The 13,936-nt window shown below is 36.5% G+C and carries 12 protein-coding genes; 1 reads left to right on the forward strand and 11 read right to left on the reverse strand.

Translation table 11 applies throughout. The annotated features are described in order from the left end of the window. Nucleotides 1–379: 379 nt before the first annotated feature. The 4 genes from M1D81_RS15510 to M1D81_RS15525 form a co-directional block, all read right to left on the reverse strand. Nucleotides 380–2,263: a DUF5776 domain-containing protein gene (locus M1D81_RS15510; protein ID WP_456266438.1), complete on the reverse strand. Its 1,884-nt coding sequence runs from the start codon at nt 2,261–2,263 to the stop codon at nt 380–382. A gap of 259 nt (nt 2,264–2,522) precedes the next feature. Continuing rightward, complete coding sequence (psiE, locus tag M1D81_RS15515; RefSeq protein WP_456266437.1) at nt 2,523–2,951, reverse strand: phosphate-starvation-inducible protein PsiE; 429 nt, start codon at nt 2,949–2,951, stop codon at nt 2,523–2,525. 37 nt (nt 2,952–2,988) lie between these two features. After that, complete coding sequence (locus tag M1D81_RS15520; RefSeq protein ID WP_456266436.1) at nt 2,989–4,296, reverse strand: HAMP domain-containing sensor histidine kinase; 1,308 nt, start codon at nt 4,294–4,296, stop codon at nt 2,989–2,991. Further along, nucleotides 4,283–4,978: a response regulator transcription factor gene (locus tag M1D81_RS15525; protein ID WP_339208224.1), complete on the reverse strand. Its 696-nt coding sequence runs from the start codon at nt 4,976–4,978 to the stop codon at nt 4,283–4,285. Before M1D81_RS15525 ends, M1D81_RS15520 begins: the two co-directional genes overlap by 14 nt. Nucleotides 4,979–5,227: 249 nt before the next feature. Here M1D81_RS15525 and M1D81_RS15530 point away from each other — a divergent pair, with 249 nt between their 5' ends. Next, nucleotides 5,228–6,433 (forward strand): DUF418 domain-containing protein, encoded by a 1,206-nt coding sequence (locus tag M1D81_RS15530; RefSeq protein ID WP_456266435.1) that lies wholly within the window; start codon nt 5,228–5,230, stop codon nt 6,431–6,433. A gap of 137 nt (nt 6,434–6,570) precedes the next feature. Here M1D81_RS15530 and M1D81_RS15535 read toward each other — a convergent pair whose 3' ends face one another. From M1D81_RS15535 to sufB, 7 genes are all read right to left on the reverse strand, one after another. Beyond that, a complete protein-coding gene (locus M1D81_RS15535; RefSeq protein WP_456266434.1) occupies nt 6,571–8,439 on the reverse strand; it encodes an alpha/beta fold hydrolase in 1,869 nt (622 codons plus the stop codon). Nucleotides 8,440–8,496: 57 nt separating this feature from the next. Continuing rightward, nucleotides 8,497–9,063 (reverse strand): TetR/AcrR family transcriptional regulator, encoded by a 567-nt coding sequence (locus M1D81_RS15540; protein ID WP_202738631.1) that lies wholly within the window; start codon nt 9,061–9,063, stop codon nt 8,497–8,499. Nucleotides 9,064–9,378: 315 nt separating this feature from the next. Continuing rightward, complete coding sequence (locus M1D81_RS15545) at nt 9,379–9,510, reverse strand: hypothetical protein (protein ID WP_260861132.1); 132 nt, start codon at nt 9,508–9,510, stop codon at nt 9,379–9,381. Continuing rightward, nucleotides 9,500–10,633, reverse strand: coding sequence for a response regulator aspartate phosphatase (locus M1D81_RS15550; protein ID WP_456266433.1), 1,134 nt, complete (start codon nt 10,631–10,633; stop codon nt 9,500–9,502). The genes M1D81_RS15545 and M1D81_RS15550 overlap by 11 nt, the downstream gene beginning before the upstream one ends. A 325-nt stretch (nt 10,634–10,958) precedes the next feature. After that, complete coding sequence (locus tag M1D81_RS15555) at nt 10,959–11,681, reverse strand: hypothetical protein (RefSeq protein WP_377971024.1); 723 nt, start codon at nt 11,679–11,681, stop codon at nt 10,959–10,961. A gap of 512 nt (nt 11,682–12,193) precedes the next feature. Then, a complete protein-coding gene (locus M1D81_RS15560; RefSeq protein ID WP_456266432.1) occupies nt 12,194–12,355 on the reverse strand; it encodes a hypothetical protein in 162 nt (53 codons plus the stop codon). Nucleotides 12,356–12,535: 180 nt separating this feature from the next. Next, nucleotides 12,536–13,933 carry a Fe-S cluster assembly protein SufB gene (gene sufB / locus M1D81_RS15565; protein WP_007500362.1) on the reverse strand — a complete coding sequence of 466 codons (1,398 nt, stop codon included), beginning with the start codon at nt 13,931–13,933 and terminating at the stop codon, nt 12,536–12,538. Between the last annotated feature and the right edge of the window lie 3 nt (nt 13,934–13,936).

Below are 13,936 nucleotides of genomic sequence, written 5' to 3' on the forward strand. Positions count from 1 at the left end.
CCTTCAGAAGGACGGACTTACTTTTAATAATCCCGACGATTTGTTTTTTCGTCCTAACGATTTGAGCTCTCTATCTGGCATTTGAATTTAGCTTATATTTTGTTAGAACGAGCAGCCGTTCAGCTAAAAAACTTTGAATACTTCGCATACCATCGACCCTGTTGTTAGAATAGTTATGCCAGTGAGCAAGCTCTTATCACAGCTGATCATCTGAACTTGGAGAAGATTGCTACACAACTAGCGAATCTAGGCTAGGTGTGTGAAAGGTGTTTTCCAATAGGTTCATTTTTTATATTTACGTTAAAAATAAAAAGATTGTAGAAAAACTTGAGTTCTCTACAATCTAATAGTATGAGTTTTTTTCTAATATTCTTGGCTTTTAATCAGTAACTTGATTTACAAATTCTTTATTTGCTGTTAGATATAAACCTTCCGGTGTTTTTAGTCTCGGAATTAAATTCTTTGTAAATTCTATAGAGTGCACTTCAATTAAATCGCCTTTTTTCAAAATAGCAACAGGATCTTTTTTGAAATTCTTGGTTTTATATAATTTGCACTTCTTTAAAATTTGCACTTTTTCAGGAATTTCAACAATATAATTCACTAACTCATCTAATCCAATTTCTTGTATAAACTTTTTGTTAGCAGTGATAAATTGATTAGTATTTAAAATTAATCTAGGAGTACCATTTTTACTATAAGTAACATCTTTAATTTTTAAAAGTTGTCCTTTTTCAATTTCTTGACCTATAAATTGCTTGAAATCACGATCACCATAAACTTTAATCTTTGAAGTCGTAACAACTGATACAGGTGCTTTGTTCAGATAATGGTCAAGATTTATTTTTTTATCATTATGCTTTTGCATAAACTCAATTTTAAAATTTTGCCTATTCAATTGATGTAATGAATTCGCACTAGGATATGTTGCATTGACTATGACAGGATTATAATGATCATATATTATGACAATATTATAGTTAAAATCGATTTCATCTAGGTCGCTCAATTTAATATACACTATATTGTCTTTTAAAACGATTGGTATTTCTTTTTCATTTAAATCGTTACCTATCTCAACTATTAACACTTTAGATACAAGTCTCTGTTCATCAGAATAAATACGGATGGTTTCATACAATTCCCCATCCAATTTTTTAGTTCCATCGTATACTGCAAAAAAAGGTTCATTTATTTGTTTATCATATGAGATGGAAGACGGCATAATATAATAAACTTTATTATCTTCTATATATTTATTAGCTGCTCCTTCATTTGTCAAAATACGAAGGTAATCCAACAATTGTTTTTCTTCTTGATTTGAAATAAGCTGATACAAAAGAAAAAGTTTACTACATTGAATAAAGTCCTCAATATTCAATCCATTTTTTCTCATCAATTTAACTAAACGGAAAAAGAGTTTGTAATAATTCTTTTTTTCTTCACTTATAATAAATCGTTTTCGCTTAAAAAGCCTAATTAAAAAGTCAAGCTCAATAATTCTATTAATTGCATAATAAGATGCTTGTTTTGGAATATCTAATTTCAAGACCTCTTCAAGTACTTTTAGATTATATTCTGTTTTTTCAAATATACTCGTCTCTCCAACAAGAGACTGATTCGATTTATATCGATTGATATGGTAAACAGGGAATGTATTCATAGAAGCTGTTTGGCATTTAGAAATGAGTTCAATAAAGAATAATTTATCTTCACCATATTTCATATGTTTGAACTCAATTTGATGATCGTCAACAATCCGTTTTTTAAATATTTTTGCCGGTGGACCTACCGACCTAAAAATTTTGTCTATTTCATATGGAATTAACCCATTCTTTTCTTCGTATGAAGTAAATCTAGCTCCCTTTTTGATTGCATGATCTGTATGTTTTACTAAAAGACCAAAGGCAATATCTGAATCGTTTTTTTCTGCTTGAAGCAATAATTTCGGAAAACCTTCTCTATCTAACCAATCATCTGCATCAAGAAGTGTTATATATTTCCCATTGGCTCGTGAAATGCCTACATTTCGAGGTAACGAAGGGCTTCCTGAGTTCTTACTTAATTGAATTAATTTAATAAATGAATGTTGTTTTTGATATTCTTTCAAAATATCAACAGACAAATCTGTTGAGCAATCATCTACAAAAATGGCTTCCACTTTCTCTTTATCAATCTTAATATTGATAATAGAATCTACACAATTCTTCAAGAATTTTTCTTTATTGTATACTGGAATGATTATAGATATTAACTTTTCCATATTAGACCTCTACTTTCAATCTTCTTTCTTCCACATCATCTTCTAAAGTTTAGATACCTATATTAAATTATAAGCAAAACTTTATAATTGAAATAAAAATTTCTCTAAAATTTTAAACATAGCTTTTCAGAGTATATTTTACCATAGAAAATGATGGTTAAGAAAGTGTGCGCCAAAGTTTTACATCAAATAAAATATTTTAAAAGATTTATTGTTTACCTATTTTAAAGGAAAGGCCTCTATCGTTCGTCTTCTTTCCTCATTTCACTTCCTCATGCTCTTGAGCAGCATCTCTTTTGCTCGCGATAAAGAGTGCACAGGTCATGGCAAGAATGGCCAGCGCCCACCAGAACGTCGATACTGCCTCTTCATGATCAATGATAATCAAACGGATGACAGCTGTGATCCCAATATATATAAAGTATCGAAGCGGAAAATGAAAGTTGGATTTAAAGTATTTAATAATTAAGGCAATAAACTCAAAGTACATAAAGAAGATCAGCAGTTCCCCAAGCATTCCATAATAGCTTTCTCCTTTGTTGAACAGTGTCTTATAAACAAATTGAACAATGTACCATGTTTCACTGATTAACAGAACGCTTAAAGCGATAGCCAAAAAGAACAGACAGATATTGAGAAGACCTTGCAAGAGATCAGGTATCTTTTGGAAATTACTGAATCGTTTCATTGGGTTGTCTCTCCATTCCAGTATATTCATTTGTTGATTACATTTTGATGTTCCAAAATCGCAGCACGATGTAGTAAACATCGTTCCTTTCTATACTTTCAAACTGCCCGTGCATGCGGGTCATCATTCGTTTGATGCTTCGTTCACCAAGTCCATTGCTTTCCGGCGTGACCTTTGTCTCTTTTATCGCATTGCTGACATGGATCTCAAAGATTTCTTGATCGGATAAAAACGTGAGATTGATATCCTTTTTGGGATCTGCGTATTTCCGTAAATTGGACATCACATTATCAAATACTCGGCCAAGCAGCTCGATATTCACATTGATATAGCTGTCAGGCAGCTCTCCTAAAAGATGAACCTTGAAGTTCTCTTGATGCAGGATGGCCACCTGATCTGACAGGAGATCGTAAATCACCTCTTTGACTGCAACGGTCTCAAGCTCAGATTCATGTTCTTTATCAAGTAGAAAATAGGCAAACAGATTGTCAGACAGATTTTTTAATTGCAGTGCTTTCCCATAGGCACTCGCTATATATTGATCCTTACGGGTATCCGCTCCAGTCGCCTCTTTTTTCGCAAACTCCAAATTCATCATCAGCGACGTCAGCGGTGTCCTCATATCATGGGACATTTCGGTGACCAAGCTGCGGCTCTCTTCTTGCAGATCATCAATGGCTTGAAGCTTGTCTAAAAAGGCTTTTCGCAGATCCTCAATACTTTTGGCAATCATCGCTAATTCGTCATGCCCTTTTACCGTCATCTCATAGTCCAGCTCTCCGCCTTCCAGAATATGAATCTCTTGATGAATCGTTTGCAGGTAGCGCAGACTTTTGCGAATGCCGAGAAGAACAATGAGGAGAAAGATAAGCGTCGCCCCGAGCAGCTCGAGTGTAAAAGCAAGATCGTGGTAGCGAGATGAATAGAACCCGTCCACCATGACGCGGCCTTTACCGTCGCTAAACTGAACCGGATACGAATGGTGCTCAGCGTACTGGGTCATCCTTTCTTTTCCGTACGCCGATTCATCGGCAGCGGAATAAATAGAGTCATATTGCAGCACTTGATCCTTGAAGATGGTCAAATTAATGTAATTCTCTTTTTTCACCCACTCGCCAAACGCTTTTCGATCCGTTGAAAACAGCTCATTCTCAGACACATAGCGGCTGAATTTTTGAATATACTTGGCTGACTCCTGGTCGTAATACTCGTCCGAACTCAAATATCCATCAATTAAATCATTGGTGATCTTTTGCAGCGTCAAAAAGACAATACCACTTACGATTGCAGCTGCCAAAATCAACAGAGCCAGCTTTTTGGCCAATGTATATTTACGTTGTGCCAAATCGATATCCTCTTCCCCATTCAGTTTTGATATATACAGGACGAGCAGGATCATCTTCAATTTTGGCACGCAGCTTTCGAATATGCACCATCACCGTATTGTTGGAACAATAGAAATAGGGCTGTCCCCACACGCTTTCATAAATATTTTGGGCTGAAAAGATTTTGTTTCGCCTGCTCATAAGCAATTTTAGCATCCGATATTCTAGATCAGACAGCTTAATTTGCTGGTTTTCTTTCCATACTTCATTAAATTCTTCACTTACCCTCAGTTTGCCACCAACAAGAAAGGTCTCTTCCTGCTCCTTCTTTTCCTGATAGACGGTATACCTGCGTAATTGTGCAATGACTCTAGCATGAAGCTCCTCTTCTGAGAAGGGCTTTGTCATATAATCATCCCCGCCGGCAAGTAATCCTTCAGTTTTATCGAATGTGCTCGATTTGGCTGTCAGAAATAGAATAGGGACGTTAGATGAGGCTCTTATGTGCTGGCACGTTTCGATGCCTGAGAGCCCTGGCATCATCACATCTAAAATCACCAAATCGAGCGAATCATCCACAAGCTTCAATGCTTGCTCGCCATTCATCGCTCTTAGCACCTCATATCCTGCACGTGTAAGGGATTCCTGCAGTAGGTCACCAATATCCTGATCATCTTCTACGACTAATATTCGATGGGTCATGTCTCTCACCTCATGTAATGTGTTGCTCTTTCTTTTATGTCTTTACTATATATCATCTAGCTATGTGAAAAGATACAGCATAAACCTTAACAGTTTATGAATTTGATCATACGCCATCAATTTGTCACATTTATTTTCAAAAAATTGGATCTTCATAAATTGTTAAGAATTGAGCCGTATATTGATTCATTGTAAGGATCGATGAATTGATTCGAATCACATTATCATAACAAGAAAAGGAGCATGGATATGAATGCAAACAAAGTAGCACACGGACAACCGATGAGTCTGCGGGAACGGGTTCATTTCTTGGACATTGTACGAGGGTTCGCCTTAATGGGGATTATTCTAGTCAATTACTTTTTGATCGTGGATTCGGCCAAGGGGTTTGATATGCAGTCAAATGATGTCTTTCACCATGTGGTGAATTGGTTCGCCTCGGGGAAATTCATTACACTGTTTTCCTTTCTATTCGGGGTTGGTTTTATGATTTTTATGGATCGAGCTGCTCAGAAGGTGGACAGTCCGAACAAGCTGTTTGCCCGCAGATTAACCATTCTCTTAGGATTTGGCCTTCTGCATTTGACCTTTGTTTGGATTGGTGACATTTTGGCCTATTATGCAGCCGCTGGCTTTTTATTGCTTTTCTTTTACAAACGCACAGCCAAAACCATCCTATTCTGGCTCATCACACTTTTTGTGATTCAATTGCTCACACCTATTTTCACGATGCTGCTCAATACCGTCAGTTCAGGATCATCAGGCAAGCCGGACTTTGCTGATTTTGAATTAATCAGCCACAACAGTATGACTTATTTAGCATCTATTAGTGATCGGTGGACAGATATGGTGACAATGGCTTCCGGTTCTTTTTCTACTGTCTATTCTATGTTTTTCATGTTTTTACTCGGTGTGTATTTTGTGAAAATGGAGTTTTTCAAAAACATGGAGGCGAAAAAAGCGATTTGGAATCGCATTTGGGTCATTTTCACAATCGCATTTCTGATTACACAGAGCAGCACGATCATAGCAGCAGTCAATCCTTTTGAAAATACACTGTGGATGAACATAGCCTCTGCCCTTGAACAAAACGGCGGATTAACAGGCAGTATGTTCTATATGAGTACACTTGCGATGCTGTTTCTTCACGTCCCTCAGCTGCGAGGTGCTTTGATGGTCTTTACCAAAGTCGGACGCATGTCACTGACCTGCTATTTGCTTCACTCCATCATTGGCACAACACTATTTCTGAAATACGGAGCCGGACTTGCCGATCATCTTCAGCCTGCTGGCACGTTTATGATTGGACTCGGGGTTTATGTCTTCCTCGTGCTTTTCAGTACGTTTTGGTTAAAGCGGTTTAAGTATGGACCGATGGAATTTATCTGGCGGCAGCTGACGTATGGGAAGGTTGATGACAAGCCGAAAACAAACACGATGAATGTGGCGAAGTGACTGATATAAAGCATAAGAAAAAGGCGAACTGTCGGGTTCGCCTTTTTGTATGAAAGAAAACAAAACACCATATATATTTGTTATTGTGTCATATAACGTCATAAGTTTGAAGGCTAAGAAAATACAACTCTTTTTATTTATCCCACAATCTCATCTGCTAGTATACTATTTTTTATAACCAATGCTGCCGTTTCACTCGGATGGCTAAGAGGGAAATGATGGCCGTATGGAACAACATCAACTTTACCAAGATGCAATGGAGCAGAATAGCCTTTGTCATACTCCCCCCAAATCATGTGAAGATTATGCTTTGTTGCTTTATTGAAATCACCGTGATCGGTGTTCAGTAGTAAATGATTAAGCTGAACCGTCGTATTTAAAATTCTAGGGGACGTAAAACTGTTTCTGATTTTTTCAATATAATGTTCAGGTATGCTCTCCGTCCCTTCAAACAAACCATTACTTAATAAATAACGCTCTATCATTTTAGGAGTTGCTAATTTTAATGACCATTTGTTCATCCATTGTGGAACATTTAGCGATTTAGCATTTTTTTTAGCAACTGGCGGCGAAAGTAAAGTGATTGAATACTTCTTATCTATGTACCCTTGTCCCAATGCTTCCAGTAGAATAAACGCACCGAATGAATGGCCGATTAGATGTGCACCATTAGCCGCTTTCTCCAATACCTTTTTCACTACATTCAAATAGATATCTAGAAGATGTTTCTCTCGCTTAAATGGGGAACGCCCCAAACCTGGAAGATCCAAGATCCATACAGGCTGACCCGTTTTTTCATGAAGCTCTTGTGCTAAAGGGAATAAATCCTCTCCATCACTCAATAAACCATGTAATAAAATAAACGGTTTCCCTTCTCCTTGTAATTGGTAAAGGGTGTTGTTATCGCATAATGTTCGCTCAAATACATGATAATGCTCCCCATGTTGATCCATCATGCGATAATCCAGATCAGCTACTACGGCAGGGAAAAAGTTCGTGACACTCGTCTTCTTAAACCAATCCCCTCCCATTATGTTTTTCACTGAAGCATTTGAAAATGTTCGTTTTGTCATAAAATTGAGTCCATCAGAAGGAATGTTTGTTATTTTACTTACTCCACTTTTCATTATTGCTTTCATAAACGGCATTGGGACAGAGATTTTTGGTGCCCTCATATTCATACTTTCCGACATCACACTTAATAATTCAGCAATGTCCTGATCATGCTCTTTGTCTTCAACAAGTGTATATGTTTGAATAGCCGGCTGCTCCATCCTGAAAACCTGTACAATAAACTTCGCAAACTCATCGTTTGAAATCAGTGGCAGCCTATATCCTTTACCTCCAGGAATCACTGGCATAAGCCCTCTTCGCATACTTGTCACAAGCAATCCTAATCCTGCTAACTGCTCTGTACTCCCTGTTTTACTACTGCCGACCACAGTTGGCGGATTAATGACAGACAGCGGATAACCGACAGCTGACGCTTGTTGACGGATATAAAGATCTGCTAAAAATTTTGTTCTCTCATATGGATTTTTTATTTTCAAATAATCGTTTCCTTCTTTAAACACATCAATTGCAATCTGGCTATTTTCATCATCAAAGGGGCTCATATAACCGACAACATGAATAAAATGCTGCAAGCCCTTCAATTGATGAATATTTTTAGCTAATTCACCAATATATTTGGCGCCATTTAAAAAGACGGAAGCTGCCTCTTTACTTGTCGCTTGAATATCCATAGGGCCTCCTGCGTGAATCAGCACATCCGTCTTCAATATCCTCTCTTTATCTTCAGGACTTAGACCTAAATCTATTTTCGTCAAATCACCTTCAACAAAGTGCATCACTGACTCTTTTAAAATGCCTCTTTCTTGAAAAATACGTGCTGCTTTACTTTTCGACCTCACTAAAAGAAGAATGTTCACATCCTCTTTGGCTAATTCTTTCACTAATTGCTTTCCAATAAAGCCTGTTCCACCTGTTAAAAATACTGTTTTCATATGAAATCTCCTTTTTAGTACTAAACAGTACTAATTTGATGTAAAAAAAATGCTTCTTTATCGAAGCAAGTTAAATAAATGATCTGCTGTTTTTGTGATGACAGTGGCATCCTTCAATGTTTCTGAAATAAATAACGCTCCTTCAAGATTTGTAATAAAAAGTGATGCCACCTCATCAATCTGAATCGTATTTCTGAATTCCCCGTTCTCTACACCTTGTTTCAGTAATAGAGAAACTTTCTTTTGTAATCCTGTAAAAAAAAGACCTATTTTTTCTTTTATTTGCGTGGCCTGTACAGGACTTTGAATATAAAGAGTAATAAATGGACAGCCTCCCTGATACTCTCTCGACTGAACGCCTTGTGATAATTGCTTTAAAAACATTTGGATACGATCTTCAACTGAAAATTGGGTCTGAGAAATTACGTCATCAATTGCAGATTGATACATGTCAATCCAATAATCAACGACCCCTTCTAATAATTCCTCCTTATTAGAAAAGTGATAATACACATTAGATTTTGATACTTTGCTTACACGTACCAATTCATCCATACTTGTATAAGCAAACCCTTTTTCTAAAAACAATGTTGCAGCTACTTCAAGTACACGTTTTTGATTCATTAATTTTGCCTTTGTCATAATTAGAACTATACAGTACTAATTTGAATGTGGCAAGTATTTATGTTTGTTTAGAGAAAAGTTTGATTAAAGAATTCTCTCTCGATACGGTCAAACGCAAATGAGGGAACACAAAATAATAGGAATGCATGCTCTCAAATGAAAAATGAGTCCAAAGAAAAAAATGATGGCTTTCATGATAATTATGATGTTTTTGGAGAGATGGCCTGGCTTCTCGAATTAAATTTTTTCTGTAATTAACACTTTATAATTCTCCCCATTTGCTAAAAACACAACGCCATCATGAAGGTACGTAAATTAAGCAAAATAACCAATACTTGTTGTATGTCCCCGCTGGGCTTCATTATGGATATCGTTTGATGAAACATAACTAAAAGCACCTAACACACTGACAACTATTAATACGGCTGTAACTGACTTAAATTTCATAAAGACAGTCCCCTCTCTTAATTTGGTGTTGGAAATAAAGAATCTTCTCATAAAATTCGTTTGCGTGCTCTTTATCTCCTGCTTTATTATAATGCTTCGCCGCATCTTTCGATAAATCTTCAAGATTCGCATAAAAAGATTTTGATCCCAAATAAGCCATTGCTTCTTTTATACGAGTAACATTGTTTTCTAAATACAATGATCTCAATAAAGTGAATGTATTTAGAAATATGTCGTCTTTTAATTTTTCAGCTAATTCCATCCCGTTTTTTAAGGCGTATAACCCTAAATCATTTTGATCAGTTTTAAAGTATGATTTTGTCAACATAACCAACGGATCAAGAATTTTATTTAAATGCTCATATCCTTGTTCTTTAAAAGAGTGAATAGATTCATTGAAGTATTTAATAGCCATTAATAGTTCATCGTTGTGGAAATAACCCAACCCTATATTATAAAGCGCCGATCCTTTTAATCTTTTTGTTGAGTTGTCAGTAGCTTTTTCTAGTGCGAATTCAAAATGAGGCTTTGCTTTTTCGGGGCAACCCATATCAATATAATTTAATCCGATGACAAAGGAACATTGTATCTGTCTAACAGTATAAGTATTTTTTTCTTTGTAACAATCTATCGCCTGTGCGATATGGTGCATAGACATGTGATTTTGTTTCATGTGGTAATAGATTTCAGCCATCTTGAAATTAAACTCGGCACGTTCAATATCATCACTTACAAGAGATAGCTTTTTTTCTGCTCGTTTGTAGAAGGTAATAGCATTGAGGTATTCATAGTTTTCAAATTCATACATACCGTAGAAAAAATTAAAATAATAATCAAGTAAGCCTGTTAATTTCTCTTGATCCCTTTTAATCTTCATTGCTAATTCTCTAAAGTTGGCACGCTCTTTCCCATTCTCCAATGGATTCAAATAATCCAACATTAATTTATGTCGGAATTCCATAAGAGAGAAATATAATAATAAATCCTGGTTTTCCTCCATATTATCGAGCAAAGATTTTATTTCTTCTTTATATGCTTCGGCGTCCGGTACGTTAAATCTTTGAATATGGTAATACCATTCATTGATTTTCAACCCGACATGAGAAGAAAGCACTTTCTCCATAAGATCCTACCCCTTCCTTACTATTCCCTATAATGACATATATTATCATTTTAAGAATCTTTCGACACCGAAAAGAAACCGCAAAATTTAGGGTTTTTGATATAGTAAAGCCTTATTCGGGAGCAATTTTGACTAGCTAATATAAAAAAAGAGCCGAATTAATATGAACGGCTCTTTTTAAAGTCATCAACTATTAGATGTTTTGGTGTTCTTTCTCTTAATAAAGTAAACGACTGCTGTGATAATGACTACAGGTATCACAACAAATAGACCGGCAGTGATAATTGTATTCCAAGGCATATTTACTATCTCCTCTCATTAAGGATTAATGCCATCTAGTCCAAGTTTTAGAAGCTACATCATAGGCATTTCCTGACTTTGTTTTCACAGCTGCCTTTGTCCACATAGTGGTGTAGACAGGCAAAACGGAATTGTAACGATGTGTTTTATCCATTGCATATGTTTTGGCATTGGCAACTTTTTTATTACTGACTTTTCCACCATATACTTTACCAACAGATGGCCACCCTCCGTTCCATCCTACGACACCGAATGAATCATGGTAAGTAAGTAGGGTGATTTGCTTGAGCTTCCCACTGTTTCGTGTTGCTTTAATATTTCCTCGAAACGATGATGTTCCTGCAACGAACGCAATATTCTGATACATTGTGCCTTTTAAAGTTACTTTTGTTCCGTATTTCTTTCTTGAGGTACTAAAACTTCTTGATGATTTACCAGCTAGAGTTGAAAGCTCTCCGTTTTGATCTTGACGTTCAACAATTGATTCAGTAAGTAAAAATAAGGTATCTTCTTTTGATAAAACATCACCTTCAGCATACCCCTCACTAATCGCTGTCTTTCGATCAATGATCTCTTCTTCACTTAAAGCCTTGTAGTTTTCTATGTCTTTATTTGTTACAATATCCGATGCTTTTTCAAACGTTAAATCCTGATCGTTAGTTTCTTCTGCGGTTGCTACAATGGGTGTGATCGCAAACAATAATAAGACAGCAACAAAGACTTTCAAACTTGTTATAAATCTCTTCATTTTGTTTCCCCTTTGAATTGTATTATTAAAAAATTACGACCCGGACTCGTAATTTAATAATCAACACTTTAACGATCTTATAGCCCTCCATTATACAATTATAGAATATTATGGTATAAAAGAGAACATATTCAATAGTCCTAATTAATCAAAAGGGATTCAAACAAATGGACTTTCGACTTTTTCCGACAAGCATACAGCTCCTATCACTATTCATTTTATTTCATTATCGTAGGCGAAGAGAACATTTTATATATTTTTGTTAAAAACAAGTTATTTTATTAACACATTGCATATTAACCCTTATTTTAACAATAAAGATCATGAATATATATAGGAATATGTATGTTTTTTATTGATGAAAATGCTTTAGTGATTTAACAACATTTTAGAAAATTTACTTGATCAATGTTACTAATCAACAAACAAAAAAATCACCCATCCTAAAAAGAACAGGGGTTTTACTTATTTCAATGCTTTTTCCAGAGCAGCTTTTATTGTCTTAGGTCCGTTTATGCCATCAGCAGCAAGACCATTTGGCAAGCCATATGACTTTTTAACAGGTTTGAAGCTGCTGTTTTGGATGCTTCTGCTTCTGTTGATTTAACAGGTGGCTTTTTATTTCTGTAAGCAACGGCGATACCACCTTTGAAGCTGTCCCAGCGATCAAGCAACCTACGGGGACATTCTAGCATAAAAAACAACCGCAGACACGTATCTCCATGCCACCCAAAAATGAGGGACCAAAGGAATTGTATCTGCGGTATGTTCAATAATTAAATTTTGTGGGTGTTTTGTGGGTGTTTAATATAAATGTAACGCCTAAACACCTTTAAACCCCTGTATATCAATGGTTAACCAATAGAACCTTCCATCTCAAACTTAATCAAACGGTTCATTTCAACGGCGTATTCCATTGGTAGTTCTTTTGTGAATGGCTCGATGAAGCCCATGACGATCATTTCTGTTGCTTCTTCTTCAGAAATTCCGCGGCTCATCAAGTAGAATAGCTGTTCTTCTGATACTTTTGATACTTTCGCTTCGTGCTCTAATGAAATGTTATCGTTTAAGATTTCATTGTAAGGGATTGTATCAGATGTTGATTTGTTATCCATGATGAGTGTGTCACACTCGATGTTTGAGCGTGCACCCTCTGCTTTGCGTCCGAAGTGAACGATTCCGCGGTATGTGACTTTACCGCCTTGTTTGGAAATCGATTTCGATACGATTGTTGAAGATGTGTTTGGTGCAAGGTGAATCATTTTCGCACCTGCATCTTGGTGCTGACCTTTACCTGCAAGGGCAATACTTAATGTCATACCACGAGCGCCTTCACCTTTTAGGATGACCGCTGGGTATTTCATTGTCAGCTTAGAACCGATGTTTCCATCAATCCATTCCATTGTTGCATTCTCTTCACATACTGTACGTTTTGTCACAAGATTGAAGACGTTGTTTGCCCAGTTTTGAATCGTTGTATAACGGCAGTAGCCGCCTTTTTTAACGATGATTTCAACTACCGCACTGTGAAGTGAGTTTGTTGTGTAAACTGGAGCTGTACAGCCTTCTACGTAATGCACATGTGCGCCTTCGTCAACGATGATCAGTGTACGTTCGAACTGACCCATGTTTTCAGAGTTGATACGGAAGTATGCTTGAAGTGGAGTATCTACTTTTACGCCTTTTGGTACGTAGATAAATGAACCACCAGACCATACAGCCGAGTTAAGCGCAGCAAATTTGTTGTCAGTCGGAGGAATGACTTTTGCCCAGTGCTCACGAAAGATGTCTTCGTTCTCTTTTAATGCGCTGTCTGTATCTTTAAACACAATTCCTAGATCTTCAAGGTCTTGCTTCATGTTGTGATACACAACTTCAGATTCATACTGAGCAGATACACCAGCTAAATATTTTTGCTCTGCTTCTGGAATACCAAGCTTATCAAAGGTTTGTTTGATTTCTTCTGGTACTTCATCCCAAGAACGCTCAGAGCGCTCTGATGGCTTTACGTAGTACGTAATTTCATCAAAATTTAATGCATTTAAATCTCCGCCCCATTGTGGCATCGGCATGTTGTAAAAGTGCTCAAGAGATTTCAAACGGAAGTCGAGCATCCACTGAGGCTCTTCTTTCATACGAGAAATTTCTTCAACGATCTCTTTTGTCAGTCCGCGCTCTGAACGGAAAATGGAAACGTCTTTATCAGAAAAGCCGTATTTATATTCACCAACATCTGGCATTTTTTTAGCCATCCA

Source organism: Bacillus sp. JZ105, assembly GCF_053903125.1.